Source organism: Streptomyces sp. NPDC093568 (assembly GCF_044764945.1).
Lineage (GTDB): Bacteria > Actinomycetota > Actinomycetes > Streptomycetales > Streptomycetaceae > Streptomyces.
Map to the genome: position 1 here is coordinate 357,449 of NZ_JBIWJD010000008.1, position 16,920 is coordinate 374,368.

16 protein-coding genes are annotated in these 16,920 nt (G+C 71.3%); 10 read left to right on the forward strand and 6 right to left on the reverse strand.

The genetic code is table 11. The annotated features are described in order from the left end of the window. Positions 1-100: 100 nt before the first annotated feature. On the forward strand, positions 101-481 hold the full coding sequence (locus ACIRD7_RS30735; protein WP_403458711.1) for a winged helix-turn-helix transcriptional regulator: 381 nt from the start codon (positions 101-103) through the stop codon (positions 479-481). A 35-nt stretch (positions 482-516) separates the two neighbouring features. On the opposite strand, the gene ACIRD7_RS30740 is transcribed toward ACIRD7_RS30735, so the two are convergent. Continuing rightward, complete coding sequence (locus ACIRD7_RS30740) at positions 517-993, reverse strand: MarR family winged helix-turn-helix transcriptional regulator (protein WP_403458714.1); 477 nt, start codon at positions 991-993, stop codon at positions 517-519. Positions 994-1,077: 84 nt separating this feature from the next. On the opposite strand from ACIRD7_RS30740, the gene ACIRD7_RS30745 reads away from it, so the two are divergent. The 8 genes from ACIRD7_RS30745 to ACIRD7_RS30780 all read left to right on the forward strand — a co-directional run bounded on the left by ACIRD7_RS30745 (position 1,078) and on the right by ACIRD7_RS30780 (position 11,151). Further along, positions 1,078-1,467 (forward strand): HGxxPAAW family protein, encoded by a 390-nt coding sequence (locus ACIRD7_RS30745; RefSeq protein WP_403458716.1) that lies wholly within the window; start codon positions 1,078-1,080, stop codon positions 1,465-1,467. Positions 1,468-1,517: 50 nt separating this feature from the next. Next, positions 1,518-2,393: a DUF2797 domain-containing protein gene (locus tag ACIRD7_RS30750; protein WP_403458717.1), complete on the forward strand. Its 876-nt coding sequence runs from the start codon at positions 1,518-1,520 to the stop codon at positions 2,391-2,393. A 192-nt stretch (positions 2,394-2,585) separates the two neighbouring features. Then, positions 2,586-3,326, forward strand: coding sequence for a response regulator transcription factor (locus ACIRD7_RS30755; RefSeq protein ID WP_403458718.1), 741 nt, complete (start codon positions 2,586-2,588; stop codon positions 3,324-3,326). Continuing rightward, positions 3,323-4,966, forward strand: a complete 1,644-nt coding sequence (locus ACIRD7_RS30760) for a sensor histidine kinase (protein WP_403458719.1) — start codon at positions 3,323-3,325, stop codon at positions 4,964-4,966. The genes ACIRD7_RS30755 and ACIRD7_RS30760 overlap by 4 nt, the downstream gene beginning before the upstream one ends. 14 nt (positions 4,967-4,980) lie before the next feature. Then, positions 4,981-6,414 (forward strand): glycosyltransferase, encoded by a 1,434-nt coding sequence (locus ACIRD7_RS30765; protein ID WP_403458721.1) that lies wholly within the window; start codon positions 4,981-4,983, stop codon positions 6,412-6,414. Continuing rightward, positions 6,411-8,579: an ArnT family glycosyltransferase gene (locus tag ACIRD7_RS30770; RefSeq protein ID WP_403458723.1), complete on the forward strand. Its 2,169-nt coding sequence runs from the start codon at positions 6,411-6,413 to the stop codon at positions 8,577-8,579. Before ACIRD7_RS30765 ends, ACIRD7_RS30770 begins: the two co-directional genes overlap by 4 nt. 119 nt (positions 8,580-8,698) lie before the next feature. Next, entirely contained in the window at positions 8,699-10,204 is a 1,506-nt protein-coding gene (locus ACIRD7_RS30775) for an MFS transporter (protein WP_403458725.1), read from the forward strand. Between the two features lie 146 nt (positions 10,205-10,350). Next, positions 10,351-11,151: a TetR/AcrR family transcriptional regulator gene (locus tag ACIRD7_RS30780; RefSeq protein WP_403458726.1), complete on the forward strand. Its 801-nt coding sequence runs from the start codon at positions 10,351-10,353 to the stop codon at positions 11,149-11,151. Between the two features lie 81 nt (positions 11,152-11,232). Here the strand turns inward: ACIRD7_RS30780 and ACIRD7_RS30785 are convergent, their stop codons facing one another. The 4 genes from ACIRD7_RS30785 to ACIRD7_RS30800 form a co-directional block, all read right to left on the reverse strand. Next, positions 11,233-11,706 (reverse strand): PPOX class F420-dependent oxidoreductase, encoded by a 474-nt coding sequence (locus tag ACIRD7_RS30785; RefSeq protein WP_403458727.1) that lies wholly within the window; start codon positions 11,704-11,706, stop codon positions 11,233-11,235. Positions 11,707-11,754: 48 nt separating this feature from the next. Next, a complete protein-coding gene (locus ACIRD7_RS30790) occupies positions 11,755-12,579 on the reverse strand; it encodes a YceI family protein (RefSeq protein WP_403458729.1) in 825 nt (274 codons plus the stop codon). A gap of 95 nt (positions 12,580-12,674) precedes the next feature. Next, entirely contained in the window at positions 12,675-15,179 is a 2,505-nt protein-coding gene (locus ACIRD7_RS30795; protein WP_403458730.1) for an MFS transporter, read from the reverse strand. Between the two features lie 13 nt (positions 15,180-15,192). Then, entirely contained in the window at positions 15,193-15,693 is a 501-nt protein-coding gene (locus ACIRD7_RS30800; protein ID WP_403458732.1) for a MarR family winged helix-turn-helix transcriptional regulator, read from the reverse strand. Positions 15,694-15,899: 206 nt separating this feature from the next. Here ACIRD7_RS30800 and ACIRD7_RS30805 point away from each other — a divergent pair, with 206 nt between their 5' ends. Further along, positions 15,900-16,097, forward strand: a complete 198-nt coding sequence (locus ACIRD7_RS30805) for a hypothetical protein (RefSeq protein WP_403458733.1) — start codon at positions 15,900-15,902, stop codon at positions 16,095-16,097. Between the two features lie 12 nt (positions 16,098-16,109). On the opposite strand, the gene ACIRD7_RS30810 is transcribed toward ACIRD7_RS30805, so the two are convergent. Then, entirely contained in the window at positions 16,110-16,865 is a 756-nt protein-coding gene (locus tag ACIRD7_RS30810; RefSeq protein WP_403458734.1) for a hypothetical protein, read from the reverse strand. Positions 16,866-16,920: the final 55 nt, after the last annotated feature.

Here is a 16,920-nt window from a genome sequence, read left to right on the forward strand (position 1 = left end):
CGAGTTCGGATCTCGTACGGCGACGCTACTGTTGTGGAGGTAGTAGGTACCTAGAGGAAAGTATTGGCGGACGGGGGCAGTTGTGACCGAGGACACAAGGATGCGGGTCCCGCGGAGCGCGGACCCCGAGAGCGCCTGCCCGATCTCCCCCGTCGTCGACATCGTCTTCAGCCGCTGGACCACCCCGATCCTGTGGGCGCTCCACGAGTACGGCCGTCAGCGCTTCGTCGAACTGGAGCGCCGGATCGCCACCATCACGCCGAAGGTGCTGACCCAGCGGCTGCGGCAACTGGAGCGCGACGGGCTGGTCGTGCGCACGTATTACCCCGAGGTCCCGCCGCGCGTGGAGTACGAGATCAGTGAACTGGGGCGCAGCCTGGCGCCGTTGTTCGCCGCGCTGTCGGAGTGGTCCGTCCATCTGGACGAGGTCGAGCGGGCGCGGACAGCGTACGACGCGCGGGACACCGGCCGCGGCCGGTGAGCCCGTGACAGGCCCTGGGTGAAGCGGCCCACGCGTCAGTCGGCGCGGCAGTACTCCTCCAGGTAGTCCGCCGCCAGCGTGCTCGCGCGGGTGAACCAGTCGGTCAGGACGGCGATCTCCGCGGGGGAGTAGTCGGCGAAGAGGTTCATCAGCCGGGCGTAGTAGGGCTCGTAGATCTCGCGGATACGGGCCTCCGCGTCCGGCACCGCGGCCACCCGCACCCGGCGGCGGTCCGTCGGGTCGGGGCGGCGGGTGACGTATCCCGCGCGTTCCAGGCGGTTGAGGATGCCGGTCACCGCGCCCGTGGTGACGTGGGCGCGCGCCGCCAGGTCGCCGGCCGTGAGCAGGTTCTCGCCGGCCTCCAGGACGTAGGCGAAGCAGGTCAGGTCCGTGACGTTCAGGCCCACTTGTGCGGCGATCTCCTGCTGCCCGACCATCGAGGTCGCGATGAGGTGATCCATCGCGGACAGGGCCTGGGCCGGGGAGGCGGAGGGGCGCGGCTTGGCGTGCATCTTCCTGATTACCTTAGCTTGTGAGATATTTAGTGCCTAAACTTCTTACGACGTGAGAGACCCTGACGTGAGGGAGGCGGGCACGTGAGCCAGTATGACGAGGGGCATACGGTCGCGGGGTGGACCGGAACGGCCATCGCGACCATCGGCGCCAGTGTGCTGGGGGCGGGGGTGTGCACGGTTTCGGCCGTGCTGATGGTCGGCGGGACCGGGATCCTGGCGGCGAGCGTCCTCGTCACCTGGGTCCTGCATCTGACCGGATGGGGCAAGCCACCGGGCGTCCGGCCGCGCGCCCAGTGGCCCATGGGGGCGCGTGACCTGACGGCACGGGCCGGGCACGCGGACTGCTGGGGCTGCCGGCTCGCGGGGCGCGGCCGTCGTACGGCCGTGGCGGCGACGGAGGTGGTCGCTGTGCGGGGCACGGCCGCCGAGCCCGAGCCGGCGGTCGCCGAGGCCGGTCCGGGCGGTCGCTGAAGGGCGTGGTCAGGGGCGTTGTCAGTGGCGGCCTCTAGGCTCCGAAAGCGATGGCACAGGCATGGAGATGCACAGGACTGCGCTGGTCGGCGGGCGGCCCCGAGCTGGCCTGGGACGGCGGTCGGCGCTCGGCGCTGACCTGGGGGAAGCGGGTGGCCTTCGGGGTCGCGGAAGGGGGAGCGCGGACCTGCGTGGGAGCGCGGGGGCACGCGTGTCCGGTGCGCGCGGCCGTGCCGGGGCGGAGCACTGGGGCGCGTTGCGAGGAGTGTGCGCGGCTGGACCGGGCGCACTCGGTGGCCGCCGACACGATCGCGGACGATCCGCGGCCGTACCACGTGTATCTGGCCTGGTTCGGCCCCGGGATGACCAAGGTCGGCATCACCGCCCTCGAGCGCGGCTCGGCACGGCTGCTGGAGCAGGGCGCGGTCTGCTTCAGCTGGCTCGGCGCCGGTCCGCTGATGGCGGCGCGGCGCACGGAGGAGCTGCTGCGGGCGGCCCTGCGGGTGCCGGACCGGATTCCGTACGCCGACAAGCGGGCGGTGCGCTCGCGGTTGCCGGAGTCGGCGGCGGAGCGGGCGGGCGAGGTCGAGGACCTGCACGCACGGGCGGTCGCGCTGGCGGGCTGGCCGGAGTCCCTCACCCGCGAGCCGTGCCAACCGGTCGACCACGCCGGGGTGTTCGGGCTCGCGGATCTCCCGGATGCCGTCGGGGAGGTGACCGAGCTCGCCGCGGGCGGGGTGGTGAGCGGGCGGTTGGTGGCGGCCGCCGGGCCCGATCTCCATCTGGACCTGGCGGGCGGGGGCGGGGTCGTCGTGCTGGACACGCGGTTGCTGGCGGGGTGGGAGCTGGTCCAGGCCGACGGCGACGAACTGACCCTGACCGTCAAGGGGTTCAGGAGCAGGACGGGTCAGGACGGCTTGTTCTGAGGAAGGCCACCCAGGCAGGCGCCAGGCAGGCGCGAAGCAAGCGCCAGGCTGGCGCTCAGGTCGCCGTCGGTGACCTCGACGCCCCGGAATGAGCGGTACCCAGGGACTTCCTGAGAGCCTCCTGTGCGTTTCTCAGGAAAATCACAGGTTGCGGAAAGCGTGTTCTTAGAGGACCTCGACAGGGTGTCCGCTATGACCACGACCTCGCCCCAGGGGCGCACCGAACTGCTGAGGCCGGACGGGAGCCCCGTCCGAGTGCTTGTGGTGGACGACGAGATGTCGATCACCGAACTGCTGTCCATGGCCCTCCGCTACGAGGGCTGGCAGATCCGCAGCGCGGGTGACGGCACCGGTGCCGTCCAGACCGCGCGCGAGTTCCGGCCCGACGCCGTCGTCCTGGACATGATGCTGCCGGACATGGACGGCCTGACCGTCCTCGGGCGGCTGCGCCGCGAGCTGCCGGACGTGCCGGTGCTGTTCCTGACGGCGAAGGACGCCGTCGAGGACCGTATCGCCGGGCTCACCGCCGGTGGCGACGACTACGTCACCAAGCCGTTCAGCCTGGAGGAGGTCGTGGCCCGGCTGCGCGGGCTCATCCGGCGCTCCGGCGCCGCCGACCGGCGGTCCGACTCCGTGCTCGTCGTCGGCGACCTGACCCTCGACGAGGACAGCCACGAGGTGTCGCGGGCCGGCGACAACATCCACCTCACCGCCACCGAGTTCGAGCTACTGCGCTTCCTCATGCGCAACCCGCGGCGTGTGCTCAGCAAGGCCCAGATACTCGACCGCGTGTGGTCCTACGACTTCGGCGGCCAGGCCAACGTCGTCGAGCTGTACATCTCCTACCTGCGCCGCAAGATCGACGCGGGCCGGGAGCCGATGATCCACACCCGGCGCGGTGCCGGTTACCTGATCAAGCCCGCGGCCTCATGAGCGGGCGACGACGACCGCGTGCGCAGAAGAAACGGGCAGGTCAGCCGCGTACCCTGCGGACCCGGCTCGTCGTCGCCTCCGTGGTGCTGATCGCCGTGGTCTGCGCGGTGATCGGCACCGTGACGACGCTCGCGCTGCGCTCGCATCTGTACGAACAGTTGGGCAACCAGCTGAGCGAGGCCGGTGATCGGGCCACAGGTTTCGGCAAACCTCCCGGTGACGCTCCCGGCAAGGAGGAACCTGACGACAACGTCACCGACAAGGGCTCCCAGACCCTCAAACTCGACGAGTTCGTCAAGCGTGCGGGCACCCCGTCGTCGTCGGGCGGCACGGTCATCGCCCTGGTCCGGAACGGCGTCATCACCGAGGCCAAGGTCGGCCAGAAGTCCGACGACAGTACGACTGCCGACAATTTCGGAATGGTGGCCAACGAGCTCACCGAAGGTCAGACGGCGGCGCTCAACAAGGTCGCCCAGGACAAGAAGCAGCACACCGTCGACCTGGGCAGCCTCGGCGAGTACCGGGTCCAGTACCGGACCGACATCGAAGGAACCCGCAGTTACTACGTGGCGATCCCCACCGAGGAAGTCACCAGCACCCTCAACACACTGATGCTCATCGAGGCCAGCGTCACCGGCGCCGGACTGATCGCCGCCGGAATCGCCGGCTCCGTGCTGGTCGGCGTGGCCACCCGCCCGCTGCGCCGAGTGGCCAGCACCGCCACCCGGGTCTCCGAACTCCCCCTCCACACCGGCGAGGTCAACCTCAGCGAACGCGTCCCCGAGTCCGAGACCGACCCGCACACCGAGGTCGGACGGGTCGGGGCCGCCCTGAACCGCATGCTCGACCACGTCCACGGCGCCCTGCACTCCCGGCAGCAGAGCGAGATGCGGGTGCGGCAGTTCGTGGCGGACGCGAGCCATGAGCTGCGCACGCCCCTCGCGTCCATTCGCGGATACGCCGAGCTGACCAGACGCGGCAGGGAGGACATCGGCCCGGACACCAGACACGCCCTCGCCCGGATCGAGTCCGAGGCCGGCCGCATGACCCTCCTCGTCGAGGATCTCCTCCTGCTCGCCCGGCTGGACGCGGGCCGCCCCCTCCAGTTCGAGCAGACCGACCTGATCCCGCTCGTCGTCGACACCGTCAGCGACGCCCGCGCGGCCGGCATGGACCACAACTGGCGCCTCGACCTGCCCGACGAGCCCGCGCTCGTCTCCGCGGACGCGGCGCGTCTGCAACAGGTCCTCGTCAACCTCCTCGGCAACGCCCGCAACCACACCCCACCCGGCACGACGGTCACCGCGCGTGTTCAGCGGAGGGGCCCGTGGCTGTGCGTGGACGTCGAGGACAACGGCCAGGGCATCCCGCCGGATATGCTCCCGCACGTCTTCGAACGGTTCGCGCGCGGCGACTCCGCGCGCTCCCGCGCCACCGGCTCCACCGGCCTCGGCCTCGCCATCGTGCAGGCCGTGGCCACCGCGCACGGCGGTGCCGTGACCGTCGACAGCGTGCCCGGACGCACCGTCTTCACGGTGCGCCTGCCGGCGCTCCCCGCGCCGCCGAGCCCCGAAATGAGCTGGCAACAGCACTCACAGGCACAGCACAGCGCCACCACATGGGTGGAACAGGGCGCCTGACGAAAGTCGGTCCCATGCGAACCGACTCTTCTCCCGGCACCCTGCCGGCGCGGGAGCACCTCCCGGCCGGAGACGCCGGTACGCCTGTCCTGGACGTAGTGATCCCCGTCTACAACGAGGAGAAGGACCTCCAGCCGTGTGTGCTGAGACTGCACGATCACCTCAAGCGGACCTTCCCGTACGCGTTCCGCATCACGATCGCGGACAACGCGTCGACGGACACCACCCCCCGGGTGGCGTCGCGGCTGGAGGCGGAGCTCCCCGCGGTCAGGTCCTTCCGGCTGGAGCAGAAGGGCCGCGGCCGGGCGCTGCGGACCGTCTGGTCCGCCTCGGACGCCCCGATCCTCGCCTACATGGACGTCGACCTGTCCACCGACCTCAACGCCCTGCTGCCGCTGGTGGCCCCGCTGATCTCGGGGCACTCGGACCTGGCGATCGGCTCCCGGCTGGCCCGTAGCTCGCGCGTCGTGCGCGGCACCAAGCGGGAGTTCATCAGCCGCTCGTACAACCTCATCCTGCGCGGCTCGCTCCACGCCCGCTTCTCGGACGCGCAGTGCGGTTTCAAGGCCATACGCCGCGACGTCGCCCAGATCCTGCTGCCGATGGTGGAGGACACGGGCTGGTTCTTCGACACCGAGATGCTGGTGCTCGCCGAACGCGCGGGCCTGCGGATCCACGAGGTGCCCGTCGACTGGGTGGACGACCCCGACTCCACGGTCCACATCGTGAAGACGGCCACCGACGACCTGAAGGGCGTGTGGCGGGTCGGCAAGGCCCTGGCCTCCGGCTGTCTGCCGCTGGACCGCCTCGCCCGCCCGTTCGGTGACGACCCGCGCGACCGGGAGATCGAGGACGTACCGGGAGGCCTGGCCCGCCAGCTCGTCGGATTCTGCGTGGTCGGCGGCCTGTCCACCCTGTTCTATCTGCTGCTGTACAGCGGCTTCAGGGTCTTCACCGGCTCGCAGCTCGCCAACGCGCTCGCCCTGCTGGTCTCCGCGGTCGCCAACACGGCGGCCAACCGGCGGCTGACCTTCGGGGTGCGCGGCCGCAGCGGGGCGGTCCGGCACCAGGCGCAGGGCCTGGTCGTCTTCGGCATCGGACTCGCCCTGACCAGCGGCTCGCTCGCCGCCCTGAACGCGGCCGGCAGCGATCCCGCGCACTCCACCGAACTGGCGGTCCTGATCGCCGCCAACCTCGCGGCGACCGTGCTGCGGTTCCTGCTCTTCCGGGCGTGGGTGTTCCCGGACCGGCGTGACGACACCGGGCCGGCGGTCCTCGCCCCGCAACCGCCCCTGAGCTACGGCCCGTTGCCGCTTCGCACACCCCACCCCACGTACGACACCGATCGGTTCCGCGCCGGTGAAGCCGCGGACGGCAATTGGCGGGACGCCACCCTGCAACTGCAGCCGGTGCGCCCGCACGAGACCGAGTCGAGGGAATACCGATGACCGTCCACTACGACCAGCAGTCCCACGAGACCTACGGCAGAGACGCGGGCCCCGCCACCTGGGCTCCACCGCCGGCCCCCGGCGCCGGCGACCCCGAGCAGCCCTTCGTACGGCGGCTGTGGCGCGGCCGCCCCGAGGACCCGCGCTGGGCGCGCCCGGCCATCCTCGGCCTCCTGCTCGCCACCCTCCTCCTCTACCTCTACAACCTGAGCGCCTCCGGCTACGCCAACTCCTTCTACTCGGCGGCCGTCCAGGCCGGCAGCCAGTCCTGGAAGGCCTTCTTCTTCGGCTCACTGGACGCGGCGAACGCCATCACCGTCGACAAGCCCCCGGCCTCCCTGTGGCCGATGGCCCTGTCCGTCCGCCTCTTCGGCCTCAGCTCGTGGGCGATCCTGCTCCCCGAGGTCCTCATGGGCGTCGGCACGGTCGCCGTGGTGTACGCGGCCGTACGCCGCCGCTTCAGCCCGGCCGCCGGCCTGATCTCGGGCGCGGTGCTGGCGCTCACGCCGGTCGCGGCGCTGATGTTCCGGTTCAACAACCCGGACGCGATGCTGGCCCTGCTGATGGCCGTGGCCTGCTACTTCGTCATCCGGGCGATGGAGGACGGCCGTACCAGGTGGCTGGTGTGGGCCGGGGCCGCGATCGGCTTCGCTTTCCTCGCCAAGACCCTCCAGGCCTTCCTGATCCTGCCGCCGCTCGCGCTCGTGTACGCGGTCTGCGCCCCGGTGCCGGTGAGGAAGCGGATCGGCCAGCTCGCCGCGGGCCTCGCCGCGATCGTCGTCTCGGGCGGCTGGTGGGTCGCGATCGTCGAACTGTGGCCCGCCTCCTCCCGTCCCTACATCGGCGGCTCGCAGAACAACTCCTTCCTGGAGCTGACCTTCGCCTACAACGGCCTCGGCCGGCTCAGCGGCGACGAGACCGGCAGCGTCGGCGGGGGCGGTGGCGGCGGAAACGGCGGCGGCAACTGGGGTGAGACCGGCTGGGACCGCCTCTTCAGCTCCTCCATCGGCGGCCAGATCTCCTGGCTGCTCCCGGCCGCGCTGATCCTGCTGGTCGCGGCCCTGGTGGCCACGCGCAAGGCGCGCCGTACGTCGGTGACGCGCGGTTCGTTCCTGGTCTGGGGCGGCGCGCTGATCACGACCGTGCTGGTCTTCAGCTATATGCAGGGCATCTTCCACGAGTACTACACGGTGGCCCTCGCCCCCTACATCGCCCCGCTGATCGGCATGGGCGCGGCGCTGCTCTGGGACAGGCGCGACAAGGTGTGGGCGTCGCTGACCCTGGCGGGCGCGATGACGGCCACCGCCGCCTGGGGCTACGTCCTGCTCAACCGCTCCTCGGACTACCTGCCCTGGCTGAAATGGCTGGTCCTGGTCGGCGGACTGACCGCGGCGCTGGGCCTGATCTTCGCCTCGAAGCTCGGACGCCGACTGACCATGGGCGTCGTCGGGTTGGGCCTCGTCGCGGCGCTGGCCGGCCCGACCGCGTACACGCTCACCACGGTCAACGAGGGCCACACCGGCTCGATCGTCACCGCGGGCCCCGCGGTCGCGGGCGGCCGTGGCGGCCCCGGCGGCGGTGGGGGCATGGGCGGCGGCCCCGGAGGTGGCGGCATGCCCGGCCAGAACCAGCAGAACGGCCAGAACGGCTTCCCGGGCGGCGGCACGCCGGGCGGGCAGAACGGCAACGGCAACACCCAGGGCCAGGGCCAGGGCCAGAACCAGCAGGGCGGCATGCCCGGCGGCGGCCGGATGGGCGAGGGCGGCGGCATGGGAGGCGGCGGCGTCGGCGGTCTGCTCAACGGCGCCAGCGTCAGCGACGAGGTCAAGGAGCTGCTGGAGACGAACGCCGGGGACTACACCTGGGCGGCCGCGGCCATCGGGGCCCAGAACGCCGCGAGCTACCAGCTCTCCACCGGCGAGCCGGTGATGGCGATCGGCGGCTTCAACGGCACCGACCCGTCCCCGACACTGGCCGAGTTCAAGGAGTACGTGGCGGACGGAAAGATCCACTACTTCATCGCCGGTGGCAGCGGCGGCGGCATGGGAGGCAGCGGCAACGGCACCTCCTCGCAGATCAGCTCCTGGGTCCAGGAGAACTTCAAGTCGGTGACGGTCGACGGCACGACCTTCTACGACCTGACGCGGCCGACGAGCGACAGCTGACGGTCCCTGCGAGAACAGGGGGCGGTGGCCAGAGCCACCGCCCCCTTCTCGGCCTCCTCTTATACGCTGTATGGGAAATCTGCTGTACACCGTATGAGAGGTGTTCTACGGTGTACAACATGACGACGTCCCCCCAGGAACAGGCGCCGGCCCCGCCGCAGCCCCAGTCACCGGGCGGCCACCCGCAGCGCTGGCTGATCCTCGGTGTCCTGTGCCTCGCGGTGCTCACCGTGGTGCTCGACAACACCGTGCTGAACGTGGCCATCCCCTCGCTCACCCGCGAACTGGGCGCCGCCACCTCGGACATCCAGTGGATGATCAACGCCTACTCGCTGGTGCAGGCGGGTCTGCTGCTCACGGCCGGCAGTGCGGCCGACCGCTACGGCCGCAAGAAGATGCTGGCCGCGGGCCTGGCCCTGTTCGGCGTGGGCTCGCTGGTGGCCGGCCTCGCCGACTCCACGGGCCAGCTGATCGCGGCGCGGGCCGGGATGGGCGTCGGCGGCGCGCTGCTGATGACCACCGTGCTGGCCGTGGCGATCCAGATCTTCACGCCGGAGGAGCAGCCCAAGGCGATCGGCATCTGGGCGGCGGTGAACTCGCTGGGCTTCGCGGCCGGCCCGCTGCTCGGCGGCTTCATGCTGGACCACTTCTGGTGGGGCGCGATCTTCCTGATCAACATCCCGGTCGCGGTGCTCGCCCTGATCGCCGTCGTGGTGCTCGTCCCGGAGTCGAAGAACCCCCAGGGCGACCGCCCCGACCTGCTGGGCGCCGTCCTCTCCACGATCGGCATGGCCTCGCTCGTGTACGCGATCATCTCGGGGCCGGAGCACGGCTGGACGTCGGGCCGGGTCCTGCTGACGGCGGCGGTGGCCGTCCTCGTGCTGGCCGCCTTCGCGTACTGGGAGAGCCGGATCCCGTACCCCATGATCGACATGCACTTCTTCCGGAACCGGCGGTTCATGGGCGCGGTCTCGGGCGGTGTGCTGATCACCTTCGGCATGGGCGGCTCGCTCTTCCTGCTCACCCAGCACATGCAGTTCGTGCTCGGCTACGAGCCGCTGGAGGCCGGGCTGCGCACGGCCCCGCTCGCCCTGATGATCGTGGCGCTGAACTTCACCGGTGTGGCGGCGAAGTGGGCGACCCGGCTGGGCACCCCGCTCGCCATCGGGCTCGGCATGGCGGTCATGGCGGCGGGCCTGGCCTCCATCGCCACGGTGTCCTCCGGCGGTTACACCGGCACGCTGCTGGGGCTGGTGCTCATCGGTGCCGGTGCGGCGGTGGCGAGTCCGGCGATGTCACACGCGATCATGAGTGCGATTCCGCCGGAGAAGGCCGGGGTCGGCGGCGGGATCAACGGCACGGTGGCGGAGTTCGGCACCGGGCTGGGGGTCGCCGTGCTGGGCGCCCTGCTCAACTCGCGGTTCGCGGCGCTGATTCCGGTGGCGGCGACGTCCCTGCCCGCGGCGCTGGCGGCTGCCGGGTCGGCCGAGGAGAAGGCGGAGATCACGGACGCGTTCTCCTCCGGGCTTCAGACCAGTCTGCTGGTGGGGGCGTTGGCTGTGCTGTTGGGAGGATTGGTCGCGGGCGCTTTGCTGCGGCGGGCTGAAAGGGGAGATTCCGCCTGAGAGCTCGGGGCATACCGTTGTCGGGCGACTGCGGGACCGTTGTGGCTGGTCGCGCCCACGCGGCGGAGCCGCAAAATTGAAACAGCCCCGCGCCCCTGGAGGGGCGTTTTCGTGATCGCCGATCGAATGTTCTAGGAAGGTGCGCCATGGCCAGGGCAGCCCGGCAGTCCGCGCGGACCAGCATCTGGCTGGAGGGCAAGGAGCGGAGAGGTGGGCGCGGTGGCGGTCAGCCCTCAGGGCTCGACCGGGACCGGATCACCGAGGTGACCGTACGGATGCTGGACGCCGAAGGGCTGGCCAAGTTCTCCATGCGGCGGCTGGCGGCCGAGCTGAACGTCACCGCGATGTCCGTGTACTGGTACGTCGACACCAAGGACGACCTGCTCGAACTCGCCCTCGACGCCGCGTTCGGGGAGCTCGCCCTGCCCGACCCGGAGACCGACGAGGACTGGCGCGACCAACTGCGCGCGCTGGCCCGCGAGTACCGCGGCCTGCTGGTCCGGCACCCGTGGCTGTCGCCGCTGATCGGCACGTACGTCAACATCGGCCCGAACAGCCTTGCCTTCTCCCGCCAGGTCCAGCGGATCATCCGCAGGACGGGCCTGCCCGCGCACGGCCTGGTGGCCGCCATCTCCGCGGTCTTCCAGTTCGTGTACGGCTTCGGCACGATCGAGGGCCATTTCATCGCCCGCAGCACGGCGTTCGGCATGACCCCGGACGACTACTTCCACCACGCCATGAGCACGGTGACCCAGTCCCCCGAGGCCGCCGACATCGTCCAGGATTCCGCGGAACTCATGGAGGCCAGGGGCGGCGACACGGTCGAGGAGATGTGGGAGCGGGACTTCGAGTTCGCCCTGGACCTGCTGGTGGCGGGCATCGAGGCGATGGTGGCGCGCAGCGCCCCACCCGGAGGGCGCGAAGCGCCTTCAGGGGCGCGGGACTGAATCGATATGCGGCTCCGCCGCGCGGGCGCGACCGGCCACAACGGACCCGCACCCGCACGACGACCCACGCCCCCCGAGCTCCTAGGCGTCACCCTCCACGAGCCGCGCGGGAAACCCACCGGTGGCCACCGGCCCCCACTTCTCCGGCGTCACCCGAATGATCGACTTCCCCTGCTTCACCATCGCCGCCCGGTACTCGTCCCAGTCCGGGTGCTCCCCGGCGATGTTCCGGTAGTACTCGACGAGCGGCTCCACGGAATCCGGCGAGTCGATGACCTCGGCGGTCCCGTCGACCTGCACCCACGGCCCGTTCCAGTCGTCGCTGAGGACAAGGACGCTGACCCGCTGGTCCCGCTTGGCGTTGCGCGTCTTGGCCCGCTCGGGGTACGTGGACATCACGATCCGCCCGGAGTCGTCGACCCCGCAGGTCAGCGGCGAGGCCTGCGGGCTGCCGTCGGTCCGCCGGGTCAGCAGGACGGCGCGATGACGGGTCCGTACGAAGTCGAGCAGCTCTTCGAGCGAGACGCGGGTGTTGGTCGCGATGTTCGGTGCCATGAGGGCAGCCTAGGGGCCCACGGGCCGTTCAGCCTGCCCCTGCCGTGCTTACGCTCGCGGCAGTGTCTCGCCCTGCACGGCCTGGATGTCCAGCTCGACCTTGAGCGTCGAACCGATGGCCGCGATCCCCGCCTGGACGACCTGGTTGTAGTTCATGGCGAAGTCGTCGCGGTGCAGCTCGGCCGTCGCGCGGAACGCCGCCCGCGTCCCGCCCCAGGGGTCGGCTCCGGTGCCGAGGTAGGCCAGGTCCAGGTCCACCGGCCGTACGACGCCGTGCATGGTCAGCTCGCCGTGCACGGTCCAGCGGTCGGTGCCAGCGGCGGCCGTGACCCCCGTCGAGCGGTACGTGATCTCGGGGTACTTCTCCACGTCGAGGAAGTCGGGCGACTTCAGATGCCCGTCCCGCATGCCGTTGCCCGTGTCGATCGAGTCGGCCAGGATCACCGCCTCCACCCGGGACTTGGTGACATCGTCCGGCGCGATCTCGATGGCGCCGGAGAACCGGGTGAACCGGCCGTGCACGCTGGAGATCCCCAGGTGCTGGGCGACGGCGGCGACGCTGGAGTGCGCCGGGTCGACGGTCCACGGACCGGGCGGCGGCAACTCCGTGCCGCCCTGCCGGGCCAGCGTCACCGTGCCGACCTCGGCGCGACCGCTCGCGGTGACGATCGCGCTCGCGGCGGCGGGCGCGTAGCCGACGGCGGTGACGATCACGGTGTACGCCCCCGGGACCAGCGGGTTCGCGTCCCGTACGGCCCCCTCCGCGTCCGCCTCCAGCCGCAGCACCTGCGTCCCGGTCATGTCCGTCACCGTGACGACCGCGTGCGACACGGCCCACCCGTCCCGGGTACGGATCCTCGCGGTCAGTCCCATCTCACGTACTCCTCAGAAGGTCTCAAGAAGAACCGGCCCGCGGCGACGGCGCACCTCCGCTCAGAGCGCGCCGCCCGCCACGGGCCGGAGTTCGACTACTCGCCGGGGTGGGCGAGTTCGATGTCGTGGTCGTCGGTGCCGGGGCCGGTCACCGTCAGGGCGGTCGCCACCGGCGGGTAGCCCGTCGCGATGACCGTGTACTCGCCGCCGTCCAGGTCGGTGAAGGCGTACGCCCCGTCCGTGCCGGTGGTGGCGGTGCCCACGACGTTGCCCGCCGCGTCGACCAGGGTGACGCGGGCGTCGGCCAGCGGACCGTGCGGCGCCCGTACGACGCCCTGGACCTGCGCGCCGGCCTCCAGGTCGACCTCGATCCGGGTGACCCCGGCGCCGCCGACCTCGACGGGCAGGGCGCGCGGCCGGTAACCGGCGGCGTTCACCGCGACGGTCACCGCGCCCGGCACCAGCTCGGCGAAGCTGAACTCGCCCTGCTCACCGGTGGCGGCGGTGGCCAGCAGGTCGCCGCGCACGTCGGTGACGATCACCATCGCGTCCTTGACCGGCAGCGCGCTCTGCGAGGCGCGCACGACACCGCTCAGGCCGCTGGTGCCGCTGAGCAGGATGTCGTAGGCCACCGGCTCGTCGCCGTTCACGACGATCGTGGAGGCCTGCGGCTGGAAGCCGTCGGCGGAGGCGATCAGGACGTACGACCCCGCGCCGGGCGCGTCCACCGCGTACCCACCGTCGGTCTGCGCGACCGAGCGGCCCAGCTGCCGGCCGGCCAGCGAGATCAGCGTGACCGCCGCCCGCGGCACCGGCGCGCTCTCGGCGCCCCGCACGAAGCCGCGGACCGGGACACCGCCGCCGGTCGACTCCTCCGGCCGGGCCACCGTGGCGACGGCGGACAGCTTCTGCGTGCCGTCGGGAGCGACCTCGGTGTCCGGGGAGGCCGCGGCCCAGCTCGGCACCCGCTCCTGCGCCGCGGCCGGCGCGACCGCCGGGGTCTCGGCCGGCTCCGGCGACTCGGTCTCGGCGGCCTGGGCCAGCGCGCCCTTCGTCTTCAACGGGACCTCCTTGATGAACAGCGCGAACAGGAGGGCGAGGAAGGCGATCGGCGCGGCGTACAGGAAGACGTCGGCGACGCCGTGGCCGTACGCGCTCTCGATGACCGTGCGCACCGGGCCGGGCAGCGCGTCGAGGTCGGGGATCTCACCGTGGCCGCCGCCGGAGCCCTGCACGCCGAGCTGGGTCAGGCCCTCCTCGGCGTAGTGGGTGATCCGGTGGCTGAGGACCGCGCCGAGCGCCGAGACGCCCATGGCACCGCCGAGGGACCGGAAGAAGTTGACGACCGAGCTGGCGACGCCCAGGTCGCTCGGGGCCACCTGGTTCTGGGTGGCCAGGACCAGGTTCTGCATCATCATGCCGACGCCGAGACCCAGCAGGGCCATGAAGATCGCGACGTGCCAGTACTCGGTGTCGTAGCGGATCGTGCCCAGCAGCCCGAGGCCCGCCGTCACCAGCACACCGCCGGCCAGCAGCCAGGCCTTCCAGCGGCCGGTGCGGGTGATGACCTGGCCGGAGACGGTCGAGGAGATGAACAGGCCGACGATCATCGGGATGGTCAGCACGCCGGACATGGTCGGCGACTCGCCCCGCGCCAGCTGGAAGTACTGGCTGAAGAAGATCGTGCCCGCGAACATCGCGATGCCGACGAACAGGGAGGCCAGCGAGGCCAGCGTGATCGTGCGGTTGCGGAACAGGCGCAGCGGGATGATCGGCTCGCTCGCCCTGGACTCCACGAGGACGAAGATCAGCAGCAGCGCGAGCGCACCACCGGTCATCGCACCGGTCTGCCACGACAGCCAGTCGTACTTGTCACCGGCGAAGGTCACCCAGACCAGCAGCAGGCAGACCGCGGCGGTGATGAAGAAGGCGCCGGCCCAGTCGACCTTGACCTTCCGCCGGACGACCGGGAGGTGCAGGGTGCGCTGGAGCACGATCAGCGCGACGACCGCGAAGGGCACGCCGACGTAGAAGCACCAGCGCCAGCCGAGCCAGTCGGTGTCGGTGATGACGCCGCCGATCAGCGGGCCGCCGACCATCGCGGTGGCGAAGGTGGCGCCGAGGTAGCCGTTGTAGCGGCCGCGCTCACGCGGGGAGATCATCGCGGCCAGGATGATCTGGGCCAGCGACGACAGACCGCCCATGCCGATGCCCTGCACCGCGCGGAAGGTGATGAGCATGGCCGGGTTCTGCGAGAGACCGGCCAGCGCGGAGCCGGCCACGAAGACGACCAGGGCCAGCTGTATGAGCAGCTTCTTGGAGAAGAGGTCGGCGAGCTTGCCCCACAGGGGGGTGGACGCGGTCATCGCCAGCAGCGACGCGGTGACCACCCAGGTGTAGGCGCTCTGGCCGCCGCCGAGGTCCTTGATGATGTCGGGCAGAGCGTTGGAGACGATCGTCGACGACAGGATCGCGACGAACATGCCGAGCAGCAGCCCGGTCAGCGCTTCCATGATCTGCCGGTGCGACATCGGAGCGCCGGACGGCCCTCCTGAGTGCTTGGCGTGCGCCCGCACACCGGCTGGTGTGGTCGTTGCCATGGGGTTCCTTTTCCTACTGGGTGATCGCGGGTGTACGGGGGGAGTGTTCGGGTGGGTCGGGGGGCGCCGGCGGCCGGTGCGCGGAGCGGCAGTCGTCGAAGCTGGCCCGCAGCCGGGTCATCAGCCCGGTGAGCTGGGCGACCTCCTCGTCGGTCCAGTCGCTCAGGCGCTCGGCGAGCAGCTCGGTGGTCAGCCGGGACATCTCCCGGACGCGTTCCTCGCCTGCCGGGGTGAGGTGCAGGATGCGGCTGCGCTTGTCCGCCGGGTCGGGGGAGCGCTCGATCCAGCCGCGCTCGGCCACGTGGGCGACATGGCGGCTGGTGACCGACATGTCCACGGCCAGCAGCTCCGCGAGCTTGCTCATGCGCATGTCCCCGTGGCGGCTCAGCAACGTCAGTACGGCGGCGGAGCCGGACGGGCAGTCGGACGGCAGGATCCGCCCCATCTCCCGCTTCACGGCGCCGAAGGCGCTGAACTGACGTACCAGCTCCTCGTACTGCGCCTGCTCGGCCATCACACCTCCGTCATTTGTTGCTTAGGGCAACCATAGAAGCGCTTGGTTGCTACAGGCAAACAAATGGGCGGGTGCCCGGTATAAAAACTCGGCAAAGGCAAGTATTGCGACCGTAAATGTGCAGGTGGGGCGGGTCCTGTGACCCCTTGTGCAGGGGTCGAGCCCCCACTTGGGCCGAACGGGCGGATTCGCTAGGGTCTCAGGCCATGGCTAACACCCAGGGCCCCCAGGGCAACCACGACCCCGCAGGCAGCACCCAGATGTTCCGTGCCTTCGTCGACGAGGGCCCGCAGGGCGGCCGGCAGCAGCAGGCCTCCTCCGCCGGCCCCCGCATCGGCGTGATCGTCGGCGTGATCGTCGCCGTGGCGATCGTGGCGGCGGTGGCCTGGCTCGCGCTCAAGTAGGCGCCGCCGGCCTCACTTCCACCGGACGGTGACGTCCCGCGTCTCGATGCGCATGCCGAGCGGCACCCGCCAGGCGTCGACGCACACCGTCCAGGTCCGCTCCTTGTGCGCCCCGGCTCCGATCGGCGCCGGGATGTCCCGCGTCGACTCGATCGTCGCCCAGTCGATGCCGAGCGCGCCGATGATGTGGGTGCCGAAGGTGACGGTGCCCGAACGCACGGCCGTGCCGCCCGAGTTGTGGAAGCCGAGTGTGACCTTCTCGCACCAGCGCTGATCCGTGGGCTCCCGTTCGGGGTCGCTCACGGTGAGCTTCGCGGGAGCGGGAGTGGCGGCGGGCGCGGGGATGGTGGTCGCGGGTGTCGAGGGCGCGGCGGGTGAACCACTGGCCGAGCCGGACGGCGTGAGCATCGGGCCGGTCGGCTCACTCGACGGGCTGGCGGGGCTCTGCGTACCGGCGCCTCCGGCCGCCCGGGTGGTCGCCGGCTCCTGGCTCCCGCCCCGCCCGGAAGAGTCGCGGGACCCCGCATCACCGCCGCTGCCGCCGACCGGTCCGTCGAGCGGCACCAGCGTCACCTCGCCCGTCGGCGCGACAGCCGTACCGGAGACCCGGGGCGGAACGCCCGCGGCTCCCGTCGCGACGAACCCGTCACCGCCCCCGCCGCCTCCGCACGCGGCAGGCGCCCCGCCCAGACAGACGACGGCCGCCGAGGCGCCGATCAGGGCGCACCGACGGCCAGGTGTCGAGGTCGTCCATATCCGCCGAAGCATCGGGCCATGGTGGCTGACGCTCCGTCAAATATGAAGGGGTCGTCCGGAGATGAGG